The organism is Arthrobacter sp. ZBG10, assembly GCF_001238605.1.
Classification (GTDB): Bacteria; Actinomycetota; Actinomycetes; order Actinomycetales; family Micrococcaceae; genus Arthrobacter.
On the sequence record NZ_LFQH01000029.1, the window covers coordinates 29,663 to 50,256 of the forward strand.

The 20,594-nt window shown below is 66.1% G+C and carries 17 protein-coding genes; 4 read left to right on the forward strand and 13 right to left on the reverse strand.

Annotated features, from left to right (window positions below):
• Entirely contained in the window at positions 1 to 927 is a 927-nt protein-coding gene (locus ACU18_RS07230; RefSeq protein WP_231686023.1) for an endonuclease domain-containing protein, read from the forward strand.
• Here the strand turns inward: ACU18_RS07230 and ACU18_RS07235 are convergent.
• Together ACU18_RS07235 and ACU18_RS07240 are read right to left on the reverse strand one after the other, a co-directional pair.
• Positions 924 to 2,384 carry an exodeoxyribonuclease VII large subunit gene (locus ACU18_RS07235; RefSeq protein WP_082178223.1) on the reverse strand — a complete coding sequence of 487 codons (1,461 nt, stop codon included), beginning with the start codon at positions 2,382 to 2,384 and terminating at the stop codon, positions 924 to 926. The genes ACU18_RS07230 and ACU18_RS07235 overlap by 4 nt on opposite strands.
• Before the next feature lie 188 nt (positions 2,385 to 2,572).
• Positions 2,573 to 3,925: an MFS transporter gene (locus ACU18_RS07240; protein WP_050684861.1), complete on the reverse strand. Its 1,353-nt coding sequence runs from the start codon at positions 3,923 to 3,925 to the stop codon at positions 2,573 to 2,575.
• Positions 3,926 to 4,066: 141 nt separating this feature from the next.
• Between ACU18_RS07240 and purH the strand changes: the two genes are divergently transcribed.
• Positions 4,067 to 5,752 carry a bifunctional phosphoribosylaminoimidazolecarboxamide formyltransferase/IMP cyclohydrolase gene (purH, locus tag ACU18_RS07245; protein ID WP_050684862.1) on the forward strand — a complete coding sequence of 562 codons (1,686 nt, stop codon included), beginning with the start codon at positions 4,067 to 4,069 and terminating at the stop codon, positions 5,750 to 5,752.
• 64 nt (positions 5,753 to 5,816) lie between these two features.
• On the opposite strand, the gene ACU18_RS20350 is transcribed toward purH, so the two are convergent.
• Both ACU18_RS20350 and ACU18_RS07255 read right to left on the reverse strand, forming a co-directional pair.
• Complete coding sequence (locus tag ACU18_RS20350; protein ID WP_268760268.1) at positions 5,817 to 5,945, reverse strand: hypothetical protein; 129 nt, start codon at positions 5,943 to 5,945, stop codon at positions 5,817 to 5,819.
• A 40-nt stretch (positions 5,946 to 5,985) separates the two neighbouring features.
• Positions 5,986 to 6,960: a trypsin-like serine peptidase gene (locus ACU18_RS07255; RefSeq protein WP_157407621.1), complete on the reverse strand. Its 975-nt coding sequence runs from the start codon at positions 6,958 to 6,960 to the stop codon at positions 5,986 to 5,988.
• Positions 6,961 to 7,283: 323 nt separating this feature from the next.
• Here ACU18_RS07255 and ACU18_RS07260 point away from each other — a divergent pair, with 323 nt between their 5' ends.
• Entirely contained in the window at positions 7,284 to 9,503 is a 2,220-nt protein-coding gene (locus ACU18_RS07260) for an NADP-dependent isocitrate dehydrogenase (RefSeq protein ID WP_050684865.1), read from the forward strand.
• A 123-nt stretch (positions 9,504 to 9,626) separates the two neighbouring features.
• On the opposite strand, the gene ACU18_RS07265 is transcribed toward ACU18_RS07260, so the two are convergent.
• Positions 9,627 to 10,499: an EamA family transporter gene (locus ACU18_RS07265; RefSeq protein ID WP_050684866.1), complete on the reverse strand. Its 873-nt coding sequence runs from the start codon at positions 10,497 to 10,499 to the stop codon at positions 9,627 to 9,629.
• An 83-nt stretch (positions 10,500 to 10,582) separates the two neighbouring features.
• On the opposite strand from ACU18_RS07265, the gene ACU18_RS07270 reads away from it, so the two are divergent.
• Positions 10,583 to 11,506 (forward strand): LysR family transcriptional regulator, encoded by a 924-nt coding sequence (locus ACU18_RS07270; protein ID WP_050684867.1) that lies wholly within the window; start codon positions 10,583 to 10,585, stop codon positions 11,504 to 11,506.
• Positions 11,507 to 11,592: 86 nt separating this feature from the next.
• On the opposite strand, the gene ACU18_RS07275 is transcribed toward ACU18_RS07270, so the two are convergent.
• From ACU18_RS07275 to ACU18_RS07310, 8 genes are all read right to left on the reverse strand, one after another.
• A complete protein-coding gene (locus tag ACU18_RS07275) occupies positions 11,593 to 12,189 on the reverse strand; it encodes a hypothetical protein (RefSeq protein WP_082178224.1) in 597 nt (198 codons plus the stop codon).
• Positions 12,186 to 13,361 (reverse strand): serine/threonine-protein kinase, encoded by a 1,176-nt coding sequence (locus ACU18_RS07280; RefSeq protein ID WP_050684868.1) that lies wholly within the window; start codon positions 13,359 to 13,361, stop codon positions 12,186 to 12,188. The genes ACU18_RS07275 and ACU18_RS07280 overlap by 4 nt, the downstream gene beginning before the upstream one ends.
• Before the next feature lie 154 nt (positions 13,362 to 13,515).
• Entirely contained in the window at positions 13,516 to 14,709 is a 1,194-nt protein-coding gene (locus tag ACU18_RS07285; protein ID WP_050684869.1) for a hypothetical protein, read from the reverse strand.
• Positions 14,710 to 14,790: 81 nt separating this feature from the next.
• A complete protein-coding gene (locus tag ACU18_RS07290) occupies positions 14,791 to 15,831 on the reverse strand; it encodes a hypothetical protein (protein ID WP_050684870.1) in 1,041 nt (346 codons plus the stop codon).
• Between the two features lie 141 nt (positions 15,832 to 15,972).
• Positions 15,973 to 17,043 carry a Gfo/Idh/MocA family protein gene (locus ACU18_RS07295; RefSeq protein WP_050684915.1) on the reverse strand — a complete coding sequence of 357 codons (1,071 nt, stop codon included), beginning with the start codon at positions 17,041 to 17,043 and terminating at the stop codon, positions 15,973 to 15,975.
• Between the two features lie 99 nt (positions 17,044 to 17,142).
• Complete coding sequence (locus ACU18_RS07300) at positions 17,143 to 17,850, reverse strand: ABC transporter ATP-binding protein (RefSeq protein WP_050684871.1); 708 nt, start codon at positions 17,848 to 17,850, stop codon at positions 17,143 to 17,145.
• A 2-nt stretch (positions 17,851 to 17,852) separates the two neighbouring features.
• Positions 17,853 to 19,304: an ABC transporter permease gene (locus tag ACU18_RS07305; RefSeq protein ID WP_050684872.1), complete on the reverse strand. Its 1,452-nt coding sequence runs from the start codon at positions 19,302 to 19,304 to the stop codon at positions 17,853 to 17,855.
• Positions 19,305 to 19,483: 179 nt separating this feature from the next.
• Positions 19,484 to 20,584, reverse strand: a complete 1,101-nt coding sequence (locus ACU18_RS07310; RefSeq protein ID WP_050684873.1) for a substrate-binding domain-containing protein — start codon at positions 20,582 to 20,584, stop codon at positions 19,484 to 19,486.
• Between the last annotated feature and the right edge of the window lie 10 nt (positions 20,585 to 20,594).

Consider the following 20,594-nt stretch of genomic DNA (forward strand, 5'->3'; position numbering starts at 1 on the left):
GTGCAGCTTGATCTGGCCGCGTTCACCTTCCAGGAAGCGGTCGACGCCGGCGTCAGCTTCAGGCGGTTGCGGCACGTATCGCTGCACTCGCCCAGCAGGGGTATCCGGGTGCCCAGTGGTGGCCCGCGCACGGGTCCGGCCTGCGGGAACACACTGGAAGATGTGCGTCCTTTTTCGCAGGTGACCAGCTTCTCCGCCGCATCACACGCCACCGCCTTTGTACTCTGGGGGTTTCCAGGGTTCCTGCCGGGGTCCAAGACCGGTCTCATCCACATTTCGCGGCCGGACACCATGGGGATCGTTCGAAGGCGGGGCGTGGTTGGCCATGTTGGCCAGTTTTTCGACGACGAAATCACCAACCTGAACGCGCTCTTGATCACCACGCGGCTTCGGACATGGCTGGACTGTTCACGGCGGATGAGCGTTGAGGAGATCACTGTTGTGGCCGATCATCTGGTGCGTCACCCGCGGCCGGAGTTCGAAGGACGCACGGAACCGTATGCCACGCCGGGTGACCTGGCTGACATGCTCGACCGGCACAAAGGAACTCCCGGAATCCAGAAGGCTCGGCTGGCGCTGGAGCGGTCGAGGGTGGGATCGGATTCCGCGCAGGAAACGCGGCTGCGGCTGGCATTGGAGGACGCAGGACTGCCCGAGCCGGAGTTGAACGCGCCCACGGACTTGGGCTTCGGCGTCGTCCGCCAGCCCGATCTGTCCTATCCCGAGTACAAGGTGGCGGCGGAATATGAGGGCGAGGGGCATTCCGACGCCGCGCAGATAGTCCGGGACATCGCCCGCGAAGAAGATTTCAGCAGGGCCGGATGGCTGCTGATGCGCATCTCCAAACGCCACATGCGCCACGAGGCGGGCGCCGCCGTCCGCAAGGTCCGCGCCGCGATGCTGGATAGGGGCTGGCCCGGGACCTAGTTGGGCCTGTGGCGCCGTAGCTTTCGGAGACCACTGATGGTTCGGACATCCATCATTGCGTGCCGCCATGCTGCCCAACTTTCGGGCGGGCGCTTCATAGGCTTTTCCGCGGGGAGCAACATCATCGTCCGGCTGAGTCTCTGGGCATACACGGAGGATGCTCCGCACATGATGACAGCTGCGACGTAGATCCAATATTGGCTCGGGCCAGCACCTTTAGAAGTTATCGCCAGAACGTCCTCGGCGAAAAAGATGAGGGCAACGCCGGCTGCGATGGTGGCGGCAGTGAAAAGTCTGGAAAACAGCCGAACCCGACGTTCAGCCGTTTCGATGAGATCTTTCGCATGCGCAAAGTGCGACGAGCCGGCGGAAGCTGCGGCTTCACGCTGCAACCGCCAGGCTTCGTTAGCTGTCGTAGTGGCAGCAGCCACTTGCCGCATTAAGTTCGCGATCTGATATTCATGTTGGGTCTTTTCGTAACTTCTGGCGGCAAGGGCGGCAGCCCGCCGCTTCGCCTCTGAATCCTTGCGTTCCTCGTTCACTTTTTGGAAGTGGCTTGACTTGAGGGCAGCGCCAATTGCTTCCGCCGCTGCGGTGGGGGTGATGAAGGACAACGTTGCGGCTCTGTCGGCCAGCAGGACGTCCGCATCGTGTCCCAAGGCTGTTACCACTGGCACGCGGGAATTGTGAATGGCCAAGGCCAGCTCCGCGCGGGCGTAGCCACGCAACCAGCTCCAGTGTCCACCACCTTGGACCAGTAGGACCGCGTCCATCTGCAGGCGTTGAGCTTCGGCCAACAGCGACTCGAAGGCCCTGATGCTCGAAGTCCGGGTGCAGGAAAATGCCTTGTAGGTGACCTGTGGGGCAGAGCGACGGGTGTTATGACGCAGGTGACGCTGGAAATCCCCGAGCCCCCGCGCTCCTTCAGGCCCCAACACCATGATGTTTTGAGGATTGCAGTCGATATCGTGAAACGCGTATTTTGAGTTGTCGTGGGTGAAACCGGGGCTGAACCGTTCACGGGGTACCCCCGCGGATTTGAGTGCAGCTGTAGCCCTTTTGTCTTCCATATGCAGACTTCCGTGCCGGATGAATCCCGGTTCGACGGCGGTTACAGAAACGCATACTTGGCCCTCTTTGCTGAGCCAGGCATTACCCCTCACTTCAAGCACCATGCCTGCGGACATGGCCCGCTCCAGCGAACCTCCGCTGTGCCGTAGCCTCGCATCGATATTCTGTGACGCCTGCTCCCAAATGGTGCAGGCGAGGTACTCGATGCCTTCGGGTGTCACCGAAACCAGGTCGAAGTTCCACCTGGCTCCGGTTTGTCGGGGATTTACACATTCGCCAGACATGGCGATACTGCGTTCCTGGACACGGCCGCTGATACGCTCCCTGACCCGGCTGACCGGGTCGGGGACAGGCCGCGACAAAGACGACGGTACATGCTGATTCATTCGCCCCCCCAATCTCAGTCGCCGGTCAGTCACCGGCGCTTCGAAATGACAGTATCCGGACCCGCTGACAATGTGTTGTCACATCGATCCCGCCAGACCCAACTGACTAGCAGTTGTTGTCGTTTTGGGGGCTCAAAACGACAACAACTGCGAGTCAGTTGGGAGGGGAGGGGGAGGGGGGAAAGGGGTCAGTCCAGCCGGCGCTGCTTGGTCTCCGGCGACGAGAACGCCATCCACACCACTGCGAGCACAATCAGCCCGCCGGCCAGGGCGAAGGAGGTCGCGAGGCCCAGCTCCGGCCAGAAGTAGTTGGCGAAAATGAGCGGCCCGAACCCGGCGCCGAGCCGCGAGAACGTTGACGCCCAGCCGAAGCCCGTTCCCCGCAGCTCCGTAGGGTACAGCTCGGACACGTAGGCGTAAAGGACCGGAATGGCCACCTGCACCACAAACCCGAACACCAGCAGCCAGAACACCGCGGCCGTGGGAATGTCCACCACAAACGCGACAATCACCAGGGTCAGGGCTGACAGCGGGCCGGTGATGGCCAGGATCCACTTGCGGCCCACGCGCTCCACCAGCAACGCCGCCACAATAACGCCAAGAAGTCCGACGGCGGCCATGGACGCCGTGGTCACAAAGGCCTTGTACTCGGCGAACCCGGCCTGGATCAGGATCCGGGGCATCCACGTCAGGGACAGGTAATAGACCAGCAGGATGCTGAAGAACAGGGACCAGGCAGCCGCTGTGATCTTCCAGTTGAACTGCCACACCGCCCGGAGCTGGTGCCAGGCGCTGCCGGCGGAAAGCCGCGGCACATCCTGGGCCTCGGGCAGGCTGTAAGCCCGCGGCTCCGCGCCGGTGGCCGCCACCAGCCCGTCAATCACCTTGGCAGCTTCGTCGCGCCGGCCCTTCCGGATGAGGAACAGCGGGGACTCGGGGACACTGCGCCGGACCCAGAACACCAGCAGGGCCGGGAGCACCATCACCAGCATGGTCAAGCGCCAGTCGCCATAAAGGGCCACCAGTCCGGCCGAGACAAAGCCGGCCAGGGCGGCACCCACCGGCCACCAGCCGTCCATCGCGGTGAGCACCTTGCCGCGTTGCTTGCGTGGGGTGAACTCTCCCACCAGCGCGTAATCCACCGGAATGCAGCCGCCAAGGCCAAACCCGGCCATGAACCTGAAGATGCAGAACCAGATGAAGTCGGGGGAGAACGCGCCCAGCACCGTGAAGATGGAGAAGATCAGCAGCGTGGCGGTGAACGCCTTTTTACGCCCGATGGTGTCCGCGATGGTTCCCCAAACGAAGGCGCCGACGGCCATTCCGATGAGGTTGGACGTGCCCACCCACGCCACCTCGCCGGCGGACAGGGCCCAGTGTGTTGAGAGCAGCGGGATCAGGATCCCATTGAGGGTCACATCCCAGGCGTCGAACATAAAGCCGAGGCCACCGATCACGAAGATCCTGCCCTGGACTTTCCAGCGCCAGGGCAGTTCCTGGACCACCTGTTCGCCGCTGGGCACAGTGGTGTAAGTATTCATTGCAGCCTCCTGGGAAAACCATAGCGCCGCCCGCTGACGTTCACACTGCCGGCGCCACGCGGAGCAATCGCCGCTTCGCGATAAACTGGCGGTATCCCCACCAACCGCGGCACTGTTCCGCGAGAAAAGACGGAGACATCTGTGAGCTTTACGCAGCATGAGCGCGTGTCCATCGACCGAGTCCCCATCCGCCGGGCCCTGATCTCGGTCTACGACAAGACCGGCCTGGAGGAGCTCGCCGCCGGCCTGCACGCAGCCGGCGTGAAGCTGGTGTCCACCGGTTCCACCGCCAAGAAGATCGCCGCCGCCGGCATCCCCGTCCAGGAGGTCGAGGAAGTCACCGGTTCGCCGGAGATGCTTGATGGCCGCGTCAAGACCCTGCACCCGCGCGTGCACGGCGGCATCCTCGCCGACCGCCGCGTCCCGGCCCACATGGAAACCCTCGCAGGCATGGAAATCGAGGCCTTCGACCTGGTGGTGGTGAACCTCTACCCGTTCGTGGAGACCGTCAAGTCCGGCGCCGCGCAGGACGACGTGGTGGAGCAGATCGACATTGGCGGGCCCGCCATGGTGCGCTCGGCAGCGAAGAACCACGCCGCCGTCGCCATTGTTGTTGACCCCACCTTTTACGGCGCCGTGGTCACCGCCGCGGCTGAAGGCGGCTTCGACCTGAAGACACGACGCCGGCTGGCCGCCAAGGCGTTCGCGCACACCGCGTCGTACGACACCGCCGTGGCCAGCTGGACGGCCAGCCAGTTCCTGGACGAGGACGGCGACGGCATCGTCGACTGGCCCGCCTACGCCGGCCTCTCGCTGGAACGCTCCGAGGTACTCCGCTACGGCGAAAACCCGCACCAGCAGGCAGCCCTGTACGTGGACAAGGCCGCCCCGGCCGGCATCGCCCAGGCCGAGCAGATCCACGGCAAGGCCATGAGCTACAACAACTTCGTGGACGCCGATGCCGCCCTCCGCGCAGCGTTCGACTTCACCGAACCGGCAGTGGCCATCATCAAGCACGCCAACCCGTGCGGTGTCGCAGTAGGCGGGGCGGACGCCGAAGATCCCATCGCCGACGCCCACGCCAAGGCCCACGCCTGCGACCCCGTGTCGGCTTTCGGCGGCGTAATTGCCGCGAACAGCACCGTCACCGCCGGCATGGCCCGGACCGTGGCCGGCATCTTCACCGAGGTGGTCATTGCCCCGTCCTTCGAGCCCGAAGCCGTGGAGATCCTCTCCAAGAAGAAGAACATCCGCCTGCTGGCCCTGCCGGAAGGCTACGGCCGCTACCCGTCAGAAATCCGCCAGGTATCCGGCGGCGTGCTGGTGCAGATGGCCGACAAGGTGGACGCCGACGGCGATAACCCCGCCAACTGGACCCTCGCAGCAGGTGCGGCAGCAGACGAGAAGACACTCGCCGACCTCGCCTTCGCCTGGACCGCCTGCCGGGCAGCCAAGTCCAACGCGATCCTGCTGGCGAACGACGGCGCGGCCGTCGGCATCGGCATGGGCCAGGTCAACCGCCTGGACTCCTGCCGCCTCGCCGTGGAGCGGGCCAACACGCTGGGCATCACCGTTGACTCGGATGTCGACGGCGCCGGCGGAGCCTCAAACGCCGATTCCACCGGTGCCCCGCAGCGCGCCCGCGGTGCGGTGGCAGCGTCGGACGCGTTCTTCCCGTTCGCCGACGGCCTGCAGATCCTGATCGACGCCGGCGTCCGCGCCGTGGTCCAGCCCGGCGGCTCCGTCCGTGACGAGGAAGTGGTGGCAGCGGCCAACACCGCCGGCATCACGATGTACTTCACGGGAGCGCGGCACTTCTTCCACTGACATGAACGACGGCGCCCGCCCCCTTCTCAGGGGACGGGCGCCGTCGCTGTTTAATCAGTCCGCCTCAGGAGCCAGGGTGCGCGGCGTCCGGATCAGCATCATCCGGGGCCGGCCGCCGCAGGTCCGGGGGAGTTGCCTCCGCCATCCGCTGCTCCGTCCAGTACGCGAGGATCTCCCCGGCTGACTGGCTCACGTCGCTGTGGCTGACGGTTTCCGGGTGGGCCGGGGTCCGGTCAGGACGCTGCCGCGGTGGCATACGTCTGCTGGATCACGGTGCCCCAGTACGGGCCGTACATCTTGGTGGAGTTCTGGCCGTAGCCGTAGCTGTTGACGGAGTTCTGCTTGCCGGTGGAGCTGCTGCCCACAAACCAGGGGCCGCCTGAGGAACCGCCGGTCATGTCGCAGGGGATGCCCTGGGTGGTGCCGCCGGGGTTGACGGTGTCGTTCGTGGCGGTTCCAGCGCAGCTCTTAAGGGTCTGGCCGTTGAAGGGGGAAGCGGCCGGGTAACCGAACGCCTTGTAGGTCAGCCCGCGGGCGGCGTTGAACTGGACCCCGGAGGCGCCCACCGTGTCCGCGAGGGTGCGGCCGTTGAGCGGGGAGACCACGGCGAAGCCGGTGTCGTACTGGATGTTGCCCTGGCCGGTCCACTGCGCGGGGGCGTAGAGGGCCTTGGCCGCCCACTTGCCGTACGGTGCGGCGCCGTTGTTATACGCCGGGACAAAAACGAAATTGGTGACAAACGCGCCGGGGCCCTCGTTGAGGCAATGGCCCGCGGTGGACACGGTGCTCTTGTTAGTGGCTGCCACGGAATTGCCGGAGCACACGTAGTTCTGCCCGCCCTGGGTGAAAAAGATCTTGCCGATGTGCGCCACGGGAGATTCGCTGGCGGCCTTCAGGACCGGGGATTTGGCGGCAAGGGGTTCCACGGAGGCCGGAGCGCCCTTTGCCGCCAGCGCACGGTCCAGGCCAAGGGAGCGCTGCACTGCGCGGTTGGCCCGCTGGTCCGCAGGGACGGCGGTCAGCATCCGGTCGGCGGTCCAGTAATCGGCTGCGCCTGCGGACTCGACGGCGGTGCCGGTGACGGAAGGGGCTGACTTGTCCTCGGCGGGAGCAGGTGCAGCGGTGGCTGATCCTGCGGCGCTGAGTGCCAGAATGGCTGCTGCTGAAAGGCTCAGGAGGCTGGTGGCCAGAGACTTGGTGCGAGTCATAGTTGTCCTGTCTGAACGTTTGGGCCGGCCCGTGGGGTTGGGCCGGTGTGACTTAGGGAACATATCCGGATATGACAAGTTTGTAAATAGTAGTGACATCTCATGTATTGCTCGTGGGTGGGCTATGCCGGCCAGCGCACGACGACGGCCGGGCACCCGGGTGCGTGCCGCCGTCGTGCGTTCTCCATCGCTGTAGTCCGGCTCCCCGCCGCGGTAACGCATGTGTCCCGGTAGGGTTCAAACCCGCGTCCTCGGGTAAGTTGTACTTGGTGAAATAGACAAAAATTTCACAACCAAGCCGACCTTCAGGGAGACGCCCGCGCATGTCCAAGATCATCTACACCCACACCGACGAAGCGCCGATGCTGGCTACCTATTCGTTCCTGCCCATCATCGAGGCGTTTGCTTCGACTGCAGGTGTGGAGGTGGAGACCCGCGACATTTCGCTCGCCGGCCGCATCATCGCCGTGTTCGGTGACTACCTGACGCCGGAGCAGCAGAGCGGCGACGCCCTCGCCGAACTTGGCGAACTGGCGAAGGCGCCGGAAGCCAACATCATCAAGCTGCCCAACATCAGCGCCTCCATTCCGCAGCTGAAGGCCGCCATTGCAGAGCTGCAGGGCCAGGGCTACGCGCTGCCGGATTACCCGGACAACCCCTCGTCGGACGAGGAAACCGCCGTGCGCTCGCGGTACGACAAGATCAAGGGCTCCGCTGTGAACCCGGTGCTGCGCGAGGGTAACTCGGACCGCCGCGCGCCCCTGTCCGTCAAGAACTACGCCCGCCAGAACCCGCACTCCATGGGCGCCTGGAGCCCCGACTCCAAGACCAACGTTGCCACCATGGACGAAAACGACTTCCGCTCCAACGAGAAGTCCGTGGTGATCGGCGAGGACGGCACCATCGCCATCCAGCTGGTCCGTGAAGACGGTTCGGTCAAGGTCCTGAAGAAGGCTTTCCCCGTCCTGGCCGGCGAGGTCATCGATGGCACCGTGATGCGCGCCGCCGCCCTGGACGAATTCCTCAAGGCCCAGGTGGCCCGCGCCAAGGAAGAAGGCGTCCTCTTCTCCGCGCACCTGAAGGCCACCATGATGAAGGTCTCCGACCCCATCATCTTCGGCCACGTGGTGAAGGCTTACTTCTCGGAACTCTTCGAGACCTACGGCAAGCAGCTTGCAGCTGCCGGCGTGAGCCCCAACAACGGCCTCGCCGCCATCCTCAGCGGCCTGGACGACCTGCCCGCGGACGTCCGCGAAGGCGTCCAGAACCTGATCACCAAGGGCCTCGAAGACGGCCCGGCGCTGGCCATGGTGGACTCGGACAAGGGCATCACCAGCCTGAACGTCCCCTCTGACATCATCGTGGACGCATCCATGCCCGCCATGATCCGCAGCTCCGGCCACATGTGGGGCCCGGACGGCCAGGAAGCCGACACGCTGGCAGTCCTCCCGGACAGCTCCTACGCCGGCATCTACCAGGTTGTCCTGGACGACTGCCGCGCCCACGGCGCCTACGATCCCACCACCATGGGCACGGTCCCGAACGTGGGCCTCATGGCGCAGGCCGCCGAGGAATACGGCAGCCACGACAAGACCTTCGAGCTCCAGGAAGCGGGAACCGTCCAGATCGTCGACGGCGCCGGCACCGTCCTGATCGAACACACCGTTTCCGAAGGTGACATCTGGCGCGCCTGCCAGACCAAGGACGCCCCGATCCGCGACTGGGTCAAGCTGGCCGTCACCCGCGCCCGCGCTTCCCAGACGCCCGCGGTGTTCTGGTTGGACGAAACCCGCGCGCACGATGCCAACCTGATTGCCAAGGTCAACGAGTACCTCAAGGACCACGACACTGACGGCCTGGACCTGCAGATCCTCTCGCCGGTCAAGGCCACCGCCTTCACCCTGGAGCGCATCCGCAAGGGCGAGGACACCATCTCCGTCTCCGGCAACGTCCTCCGCGACTACCTCACGGACCTGTTCCCCATCCTGGAACTGGGAACCAGCGCCAAGATGCTCTCCGTGGTGCCGCTGATGAACGGTGGCGGACTCTTCGAAACCGGCGCCGGCGGATCGGCCCCGAAGCACGTCCAGCAGCTCATCAAGGAAAACCACCTGCGGTGGGACAGCCTGGGCGAGTTCCTGGCCCTGGCCGTCAGCTTCGAGCACCTCGCCACCACCACGGGCAACGCCCGCGCGCAGGTCCTGGCCGACACGCTGGACCGCGCCACCGGAACCTTCCTGCTGGAAAACAAGTCGCCCAGCCGCCGCGCCGGCGAGTTGGACAACCGTGGCAGCCACTACTTCCTGGCCCGCTATTGGGCTGAGGAACTGGCCAAGCAGACGGCCGACGCCGACCTGGCCGCCTCGTTCAGCGCCATCGCCGGGGAGCTCTCCGCCAAGGAGGAAACCATTGTGGGCGAGCTCGCCGCAGTACAGGGTTCCGCAGTTGACGTGGGCGGGTACTACCACCCGGACAGCGCCAAGGCATCCGCCGTGATGCGGCCGTCCGCCACGCTCAACAAGGTCATTTCCACGCTGAACTAACCTTCACGCCCTGCTGAAGTGGCGCCGTCCCGGACCGGGGCGGCGCCACTTTTTGTTTTTTGTTGGTGGGATGGATTGGCCTGGCTTGATTTGGCGCTGGCGGCTTCCGTTAGGCGTCTGCCGTCAGGCGGCGACAGGCTGGCGCGTCCGGCCCGGCTGGAGGGTCACGCCGACGCCGGCCGCCACCACCAGTGCCACGCCCAGCAATGCAATCAGCCCCGGAGCCTGGCCCAGCACCACAAAGCCGACGGCGGCGGCGATGGCAGGTTCCAGGCTCATCAGGGTGCCGAACACGGAGGCTTTCAGGCGGCGGAGGGCCAGCAGTTCCAGGCTGAACGGGATCACCGGCATCAGCAGGGCCAGGCCCGCGCCCACCAGCAACAACTGCCAGTCAAGGTGGGCGAAGACGGCCGGCCCCACCACCACGGTGGCAGCCACAGCGGCGACGGGCATCGAGACGGCCAGCGCCTGGAGGCCGCTGACCTCGTCGCCGGCCTTTTGGGTGAGGAGGATGTAGCCGGCCCAGCAGGCCGCGGCGCCCAGCGCCATCAGCACTCCGGCCAGATCGGTGCCGCCATGCCATGGTTCGGTCAGGGCCAGCACGCCCACGGCAGCAACCACGGCCCACCAGCGACCTGCTGTCCTGCCCCTGATGACGGCAACGGACAGCGGCCCCAGGAATTCCAGGGCGCTGGCGGTGCCCAGCGGAATCCGCACGGCCGCCGCCATAAACAAAAGTGTCATGCCGGCGGTGACGACTCCCAGCGCCACGCAGGTGAGCAGGCCCGACCGGGTGAACCGGGAGCGCCACGGTCGGGTGAATGCCACGAGGATCACGGCGGCCCAGGCCAGCCGCAACCACGCGACGCCGTCCGCGCCCAGCCTGTCGCTCAGTCCGATGGAGGCTGCCAGTCCGAGCTGGACGCAACACATGGCTGCGCCAGCCATTGCTGTTCCGGTCCGGGCGCTGGTGTGTTCTTTGTGTGTGCTGGGCATCCGTCCAGTAGACCGGAACTGTCTGTTGGCGTCCACGTGACAAAGATGCATAAACCGTCCACAAATCATGCACAATTGGGTTTATGGAAACGCGGCGCCTCGAAGTACTGCTCGAACTCTCTCGCCAGGGGTCGATGCGCCACGTGGCGGATATCCTGGGCACCACCACCTCCACCGTCTCCCAGCAGATCGCGGCTTTGGCGCGCGAAGCCGGAACCCCGCTGCTGGAACCGGTGGGCAGGGGAGTGCGGCTCACCCCGGCAGGCCGCCGGCTGGCCCATCATGCCGGCCTCATCGTCGCGGCCGTCAACGCTGCCACTGCCGAACTGGACCCTGCAGCGGAGCCTGCCGGTACCGTGCGCGTGGCCGGCTTCGTCACCGCAGTCCGCAGCATCATCATGCCGATCGTGGGTGACCTGGCCGGCAGCCACCCGGATGTGAAGATCGAGGTCCGGGAGCATGAACCGGCCGAGGCGCTGGCCCTGCTGGCTGCCGACGAGGTGGACCTGGCGCTGACCTACGATTACACGCTGGCGCCGGACAGGGCCGGCAGGGAGTTTGATTCCATCGCGTTGTGGAGCACGCTGTGGAGCCTGGGCGTGCCGGACTCCGCGGCCGCTGTCAGCGGGACTGCACAGGAGATTTTTTGGTCCCTGCGGGAACGGGACTGGATCGGCAATTCCCGGAACCGGGCTGATGAGGAGGTCCTGCGGCTGATTTCTTCCATGGCGGGTTTCGAGCCCCACGTCAGGCACCAGGCAGACAGCCTTGATCTTGTGGAGGACCTGATTGTCGCAGGAATGGGTGTGGGGCTTTTGCCGGCCAACCGGAGGCCCGCCCCGGGCGTCAGCCTGCTCCCGCTGGCGGACCCCGCAGTCCGGATGCGTGCTTACGCCCGGACCAGGCCCGGCAACAGTTCCTGGCCGGCACTGGCTGCTGTCCTGGGACTCGTCACCGGCCGGGCTGCAACCCTGCCGGACCTGGGCACCCCGGCCGGTACGGACTGACGGAACAACTGACCAGCCGGACGTCCCTCGCACGCCGGGCGGCCGCCGTCGTCAGCGGATGGGTGGGGCGGCGACCAAACGCGGCTCTAGTTTTTGTCCTTGCCTTTGCCTTTGTCCCCGCCGTCGTTGCCGTTCCCGTTATTGGAGCCGCTGTCGTTGCCGTTATCGCCGGAGTTGGAGTCGCTGTTGCCGCTGCCCGGGTCCGGGGCAGGCGCCTCCGTGGCAGCTGGAGCCGGCACAATGGTCTCCGGCGATGGAGCCGGCGCGGGTGGTTCCGTAGCGGCCTTTTCCGCCGCTGCTTTCTCAGCCGCCGCCTTCTCCGCCGCAATCCTGGCGTCCTCGGCAGCTTTCTGGGCCGCCGCCAAGTCCGCCTGCAGGTCGGCGCGGACACCGTCGGCGATCGTGGTGACGCTCTTATGCCGCTCCGTGGAGATCTGGCCCTTCGCCAGGGCAGCATCCAACTCCGCGTCCAGGCTGTCCAGGGCCTTGAGTGCCGCGGCCGGGTCATTTTTCGCCGACGCCTGGGTCACTTCCAGGACGCGTTCCTGGAGTTGCCGGGCAGTGTCGCGCTGCAGCCCTGTTTCGCCGCCGGAGCAGCCGGCCAGCAGGCCCAGCGCAAGGAGGGCGGCGGACCAGATCACCGGGATCCGTCGCCACCGCTTCGGAGGGAGGGACGTTCTCATGGCTCCACGCTCCTTTGCAGGTTCTCAAGCTGGTCGCCCAGGGTGCCGGTTACTTCGGGATAGGGCACAACGCCGGACGCATCGGGAAGCAGGTTCAGAAGGACAACGGTGACTACCACCGCGAATGCCGCCAGAAGGGCGAGGATCAGCCCGAGCCGGGACCTCCACTTTGGGCGTGGTTCACTGGGGGTGTCCGACGCGGGCGGCAGCGTCTGGGATCCAGTGCTTTCCGTGGTCTCCTCGACCGTGACGGATGGCGGGTGGAAGGGCATGGCCGGGAGTACCCTGGTGGTGTCCGAAACGAGCCCGCCGGGTGTGGACTCCGGTGAGACGAGGGCCTGCCGCAGCGAAGCTTCGATGTCGGCGGCTGCGGGCCGCTCCAAGGGTTCGATCGAGGTCATGGAGCGGAGCAGGTCGGCCCATTCGCCGGGCAGGTCGTCCGGGATCTCCGGGGCACGGTGCAGCCGCGCCACTGCGGATTCGATCGCGCTGCCGGGGTACTCCACCACACCCTTGATGCATTCCAGGAGGACAAGGCCCAGCGAGTAGATATCCGTTGCGCCGGTCAGCGGTTCGCCCTGGGCCTGCTCGGGGCTGAGGTAGGCTGCCGTTCCCACCATGGTTCCCGTAGAGGTCAGCCGGGTGGCATCAACGATCCTGGCAATGCCAAAGTCGGTCAGTTTGGGCCGCACGGGCTCTCCCGGCCGGTTCTGCACCAGCAGGATGTTCCCGGGTTTGATGTCGCGGTGGATGATGCCGAGGCCGTGGACGTACGCCAACGCGTCGGCAATGCCGGCGCCGATGACAGAGAGCTCGTCCAAGGGCACCAGGCTGTGCCTGATGCGGCTGCGCAGGTCCTGGCCCGCCACGAGTTCCATGGTGAGGAACGGCCGTGGTTCGTCAGGAACCCTTTCGTCGGTTCCGGCGTCGAACAGGGTGACCAGGCCGGGATGGTTCAGCGTCGCCAGAAGCTGGATTTCCGCTTCCTGCCGCTTCAGGTCATCGGCGTCCGGAGCCTGCGGTGCGAAGAGTTTGAGGGCCACGTCGCGGCCCAGATTTTCGTCCCGGGCGCAGTACACGGCGGACATCCCGCCGCGACCAATCACCTCACCCAACCGGTACCGGCCGCCGACCATCTCCTGTGTGATGGAACTGGGCACTTCCGCCACCATGACGTGTTCCTCCTGGTAGCTGCGGGGATCCTGTACGCAAAAGTATACGTCCGGGGGCCGCTCCGGTAACTGATGAGGCGCCGCGGGCAGGGTCTGCCCGCGGTTCAGCAACTCCTTTCGGGCTGCGGAACCGCGGGCTTCGCCTGGTGCACCCCTACGACATACGGCGCCTGCGGAGTATCAGGATTCCAGCCGTCAGCAGCAGGAGTGCCAACGGCAGCAGCCCTGCGTCAAGGCCGGTGTTGGCCAGGTTTTTTGCGCCCTGGGTGTTGGAACCCTGTGCGTTGACGCTCTGGTTGGCCGCTGCTCCCGTGGCTCCCGTGGCGGTGTCGACTGCTATGACGCCCGCCACGGCGGTGGAACCCGCAGGTGCTGCGCCAGCGCCGGTGCCCGGTGCCTCGGTGCCTGGCATCTCAGTTCCGGTCCCCGGTGCCTCAGTGCCGGGTGTTTCGGTGCCCGGGGTTTCGGTGCCGGGTGTTTCAGTGCCAGGCATCTCAGTTCCGGTACCCGGTGTCTCAGTGCCGGGTGTTTCCGTGCTGGGTGTTTCAGTGCCCGGGGTTTCGGTGCCGGGTGCCTCAGTCCCGCCACCGATGCCAACATCAACCACGACATCAATGCCGTTGTTGCCGCCGAGGTCGATGTCGACGACGGCGTCTACGAGTCCGCCGGGTGTGGTGGTCGGTGGGGTGGTGCCGTTGTTGTTTCCGCCGAGGTCGATGTCGACGACGGCGTCTACGAGGCCACTGGGTGTGGTGGTCGGTGGGGTGGTGCCGTTGTTGTTGCCGCCGAGGTCGATGTCGACGACGGCGTCCACGAGTCCGCCGGGTGTGGTGTCGCTAGTGGGCGCTGTCCCATTGCCGCCGAGGTCGATGTCGACGACGGCGTCCACGAGGCCACCGGGTGTGGTGGTCGGTGGGGTGGTGCCGTTGTTGTTGCCTCCGAGGTCGACGTCCACGACGGCGTCTACGAGTCCGCCGGGTGTGGTGGTCGGTGCGGTGGTGTCATTGTTGTTGCCGAGGTCCACATCAACGATTGCGTCTACAAGGCCACCGGGTGTGGTGCTCGGTGCGGAGGATCCGCCATTGCCGCCCAGATCGATATTGACAGCAGCATCAAGCAGGTTGGCCTGGGACGGTGCGGTCTGCCCTTTGTCCCCACCGGTCAGCGCGACAGTGGCCTTGGCATCAACCGTCTTGGAATCGGATCCGGCAGTGGCCTTTACAAACGCGGATGCTGCAAGATCCGATCCATTGGTTGTGTCGGCGGCGTTCGCCGCCGTGCAGCCGAGGGCCAGAAGCCCGCCGGCAAAGAGGGTGCCGAGCAGCCCCCTGCGAAGGTTGTAACTCATGGTTTTTCTCCTGAAAAGTTGTTGGTGGGCGCAACCGCACCCAGATGGACTCGTTCCGCCCTGGGGCAGAAGGTCGCTCAACTAGTCGGGAGATGATCCGGGGTCGAAAGACACCGGCGAGACTGCGTGCTCCAGGAAATCTGCTGCAACAGTTGCGCCGAGGGTTGGGAGCAGAAGTTCAATCGAGGCCAGCCAAGCGGGGGCGCCCGCGGAGTTGGCTGACGACGCGCTGCTGGCTGCGCCCGATCCTGAAACGGCCGGTACCTGCACGGGCTCAGGGGCAGGGAAACCCGGGTTATGTCCGTCCGACGATGCTGGCTCAACCGCCGGAACTGCCGACACCGCAGGCGTTGCGGAAAGCAAACCACCAACAGGAACCGCCACGATGGCGCGGGTTGAAGCCGGCACGGCGATGGCGGCGGTGTTCAATTCCGCTGCTCCGGCTGGATCGGAGCCGCTGCTCTCCTGGTCGGCGGTCAGCGGTGCTGCAACGTTTGAAGGCTCCGTAACCACCGGAACCGGAGCTCCTGCCGGGGCCGGAATCCGGACCTCTGCCGGCGCAGGTACCTCCGTGACGGGTGCGACGACGGGGTCCAGGACGGGTGCGACGTCGGTGACGATCTCCGTGACGGGTGCGACGACTGGGTCCAGAACGGGCGCGACGCCGGCCACCACCTCGGCAACGGGACTCACCACAGGTTCCAGAACAGGGAAGCCGGCCACAGGTGCGGACGCCACTTCGGTTACTGCCACCGTGATCGCATCAACTGCGGTGGCCACGGGCGTGGTGACAGTCGCCACGGTGCCTGCCGAGACCACCTGCTCGACGATGGGCAGCGACGACGCCACGTTATCGGCGAGACCGGAGACGCCCCCTGCCACCGGACTGAGGAGGCCGGGGTCAGATGATGCCGGTGCAGGCTTGGGTGAAACGGAGGCCGGCTCCGTCAATTTCTTGGCCACCGACGAGACAGATCCGGTGGTCTCACCGAGAAGTGATGATGCGTCGGAAAGGACGTCGGCCGAAGACGCGGTGGCCGAGAGGGTCAGCCAGGTGACGGCGGCCGCACCTGCCAGCAGGATCGGGCGCAGGGCATGCCATGGCGAACGGGTTCCTGCCATGCATACCACCCCCAGTGACGGCGCATTCGACGAAACCCCAGCCTAAGACCGTTCCGCCGGGAAAGTCCAGAGTCTGGACCAATGTTCTGCGAACACCATCCGTGGCAAACCTGCGGTTGGGAAGGTACAGGAAGGCCGCCGTCAGTGCCGGTCGTTGGGGTAGCTGACGCCGAGCTGCCCGCGCACCCCGTCGAAGAGGCGCATGGTGTTCAAAGAGTCGTCCAGCGGCATGACCGGGCTTTCGGTCAGGCCCTGCTGAATGCAGCGGGTTACCTCCCGCAGCTCGTAGGTGTACCCGCGGCCAACTGTCTCGAACGTTTCGGTCCGGCGGTCATCCCAGCCGCTGGCGATCATGATTTCGCGCGGATTATTGATGGATCCTACGGTCTGGAGGAAGCCCAGGCTTCCGGCGACGGTAGCGGTCCGTGGCCCGTGCGCCAGGAGGGACGAGGTGAGCTGAGCCTGGGCGCCGCCGTTGTAGCCGAGCGTCATGGCATTCTGGGCGTCAACGCCGTCGTCATTGACCACACCTGTGGCACTGACGGTCTGCGGAAACCCCAGGGTTCCCAAAGCCCACAGCAGCGGATACACGGACAGGTCCAGCAGCGCTCCGCCGCCGTCCTGCCGGGCCCAAAGCCGGGCCGTGGGGGAGTAGGGGGCCGGGAAGCCCAGGTCGGCAGTGACCCAGTGGATGTCTCCCAGTTCGCCGGACGCCGCAATCTCAAACGCCCGCTGCATGGAGGGCAGGAACCTGCTCCATACCGCTTCCATCAGGAACAGGTTCCCGCTCCTCGCCATCCCGATCAGCTCGGCGGCCTCACGCGCATTGATGGTCAGGGCCTTTTCGCAGAGGACGTGCTTTCCGGCCTGCAGCGCCGCCAGGACGATTTTGTGGTGCTGCGCATGCGGGGTGGCCACGTAAACCACGTCCACCGCATCATCGGCGAGAAGCCGCTGATAGCCGGGTACACCGCCGTCGTCACCGTAGGCGTGCCCCACCCCGTACTCCGCCGCGAAGGCGTCCGCGGACGCCTGGCTCCGCGAGCTGACGGCATGCAGCTCCGCATCCGCCAGCATCGCCAGGTCCCCGGTCACGGACCTGGCGATCCCACCCGTGGCGATGATGCCCCAGCGCAGCGGTTTGCCGGTGGCGGAGCGGGGATCGGAATCGGACTGGCTGGTCAGCCACGGCGTGGCGATGGGCGTAGTCATGGTGACCATCCTCTCATTCAGGCAGGGGCCCGCCGGCGTCGGACATGCCTGAGGGGCGGGGCCTTGCGGGCCCCGCCCCGCTGCACCCGGCGCCCGGAACTAGGCCGACGTACCAGCCACGGCTTTGGCGCGGACCGGCTCTTCGGTCAGCTTGCCCTGCTGCAGGCGGAAGCGCCTGTCGGTCTTGTTGGCCAATGCCCTGTCGTGGGTGACCACCAGGATAGTGGTGTTGTGCTCCCGGCGGAGGCTGCTGAGCAGTTCGATGATGTGGTCACCGGTCTGCTCGTCCAGGTTGCCGGTGGGCTCATCCGCGAGGATCAGCTTGGGTTCGTTGGCCAGTGCGCGGGCAATGGCCACGCGCTGCTGCTCGCCACCGGAGAGCCTGTTGACCCGCCGCCCGTGTTTCTCCGGATCCAGCTGCACCTGCTCCAGCAGCTCCCTGGCCCGCTGCAGGCGGGCAGCCCTGCGGAGGCCGGCGAATTCCATCGGCAGCATCACGTTATCGACGGCGGACAGGTTGGGGATCAGGTTGAACTGCTGGAAAACGAACCCGATGTCCCGGCGCCGGTATTCCGTCAGTTTCCGGTCCGGCATTTTGGCCAGGCTCACGCCGTTGACCACAACGTCGCCGCTGGTGGGTTTGTCCAGGGCCCCGAGCAGGGACAGCAGGGTGCTCTTGCCGCTGCCGCTCTTGCCCACAATGGAGGCCAGGGTGCCCTGGGCGAGTTCGAAGCTGACATCGTTGACGGATTTGATGGTGCGGTCACCGGAGTTGAAGGTACGGACCAGGTTCTTGACTTCAATCATGGCTATTCTCCTCGCAGGACTTCGATGGGACGGATGCGTGCTGTCAGCAGGGCCGGCACCAGTGCGCCGATGATCGCCACACCGAAGACTGCGGCGATTCCGCCGGCAATCACGCCGGGCGAGGCGCTCGCCGTGACGGACGTCAGCAGTTGGGAAGCGCCGCCGAACGGACCGCCCTGCCCGCCGGGGAATCCTGCGCCGCCGCCGGGCATCCCCGCTCCGCCGGCAGCCCCGGCCATGGCCGCGCCGCGCCCGGTGGTGGCTGCCGCCGTCGTGCTGGTGGTGTTGGTGCTGATCAGTGCCGAGGCGATGCCGCCGCTGGCGAAGGAGGCGATAATGGCGCCAGCCGCGCTGCCCAGGGCCGCGAGGACCAGGGCTTCGAGGACAAACTGCAGGCCGATGGTGCGGTTGGGCGCGCCGATGGCCTTGAGCACACCGATTTCCCGGCGGCGCTCGCGGACCAGCATCACCATGATCAGCAGGATGATCAGTCCGGCCGTGCCGAGGGCGGCGATGAAAGCGATGAAGGAAATGTTCTTGACGCTGCCCAGCGAGCTGACGGCGGTCTCAAGGTTCTGGCCCTGGGTGACGTCCGCCGCGTCGGTGCCGAGGGCGGCCTGCAGCGCGGTCTTCGCCGTGTCGACGTTCTCCAGCGAGTCCACGGTGACAATCATGCTGGACAGCTCGCCGGGCACCCCGGCCAGGGCCTGGGCGGTGGGGAGCGTCAGGTAGGCGGCGTTGTTGCCGAACGTGGTGCCGGCGTCGAAGAGGCCCGCCACGGTGTATATCTGGTCGTTGATGGTGAACGTGGACCCGATGGCGAGGTTGTTCTTCGCGGCCAGCGTGGTCCCCAGCAGCGCGTTGGTGGATTCCGCGGAGTAGTCGCCCAGCCCGGTGCCTTCTGTGATGTTCAGGGCCTTGCCGGCGGTGTCCACTTCGGCGCCGACGCCGGTGGCGGTGATGGGCAGCGACCGGACCGGCTGGGTGGTGCCCGTGGTGCCGCTTGCCTGGTTGCGGTTCCCCAACGTGCCGGCGTCAACGGCCGCGGTGAGGCTGGTGGTCAGGGTCGCCGCGGCCTGGCCGCCGGGCCCGCCCTGGCCACCCGGCCCGCCCTGGCCGCCGGCAGCGGTCTGGGCCGCAGCTTCGGTGGCGTTACGCAGGCGCAGGGATGAGGTTCCGACGACGGCAGCGACGTTGGGCACGGCCGCCGCGGTGGCTGCCTGGTTGGCGGTGAGTGGCTCACCGCCGCCTTCGAAGCCCTGGCCACCGGCAGGGTTTACGGTGAGGACCGTCCCCACGGACGCGTTGAGCTCCTGGACTTTGGCGCCAACGGCCTGGTTGGCCACCAGCATGGCCAGAGCGAGTCCGATGGCAACGGCCAGCACTGCCACAACGGCGGCCGTGCGGACCTTGTTTCTGAAGGCGTTGCCTACACTGCGGGCAAGGACGCTCACGTTACTCCTATGGATCAGGTGCCGGCACGGAAGGCCGGCGTCGGATCCACACTCGCGGGCCATCCTGTGCAACAAACCGGCCGGACCTGTGCCTGGGCTGTGAAGGCTGCGGGCACCGGATCCGGGCACGGAAAAGCCCGGCCCCCTTGGAAGGGAGCCGGGCTGTCCGGTGCGTGGTGTTACTTGGTCAGCGGGCCGAGTACCGGATCGTCGGTGTAGGCCGTCTTGACGTTTTCCGCGGTGACGATCACCGGGGGCAGCAGGAAGGCGGGAACCGTCTTGACGCCGTTGTCGTAGGACTTGTCGTCGTTGATCTCAGGCGTCTTGCCGGCCTGGAGGTCCTTGACCATCACAATTGCGTGCTCAACGAGCTTGCGGGTGTCCTTGTTGATGGTGGAGTACTGCTCGCCCGCAAGGATCGACTTGACGGACTCTTCTTCGGAGTCCTGGCCGGTGATGACGGGGAGCGGCTTGCCAGCCGCCTTGACGGACGTGATGACAGCACGCGCCAGGGTGTCATTCGGGGAGAGGACGCCGTCCAGGGATTCGGTGCCGTAGGAACCGGTGAGGAGGGTGTCCATGCGCCGCTGGGCGTTTTCAGCCTTCCAGTCCTGGGTGACTGCCTTCTCGAAGGTTGTCTGGCCGGAGAGGACCTTCAGCGTGCCGTCGTCGATCTTGGGCTTGAGGACCTTCATGGCGCCGTCGAAGAAGACCTTCGCGTTGGCGTCATCAGGCGAGCCTGCGAGCAGTTCGATGTTGTACGGTCCGGCCGGCTTCTTGGCCTTCATGCCGTCGAGCAGGGCCTGGCCCTGGAGCTCGCCAACCTTGAAGTTGTCGTACGCCACGTAGTAGTCCACGTTCTCGGTGTTCAGCAGGAGGCGGTCGTAGGCGATGATGGTGGCGCCGGCGTCCTTGGCCTGCTGGAGCTGCGTGCCCAGCTGGGACCCGTCCAGGGCACCCACGATGATGACCTTGGCGCCCTTGGAAATCATGGCGCTGATCTGGTTCTGCTGTTCGGCCACACCGTTGTTGGCGAACTGGACCGTCGGCTTGAATCCGGCGCTGGTGAGGCCGTCGTTGAACAGCTTCTCCGCCAGGACCCAGTTCTCGCTGGTCTTCTTGGGAAGTGCGACGCCGATGGCTGAGTCCTGCGCGAATCCTCCGGTTCCTTCGCTGGAGCCGCCCGTCGAGGGTGTTTCGGCGCGTCCGCAGCCGGTCAGCGCCAGTGCTGCAATGGCAGCAACTGCTGCCGCCTTCCCTGCTTTTCCAAACATTCGCATGTTTTCGCTA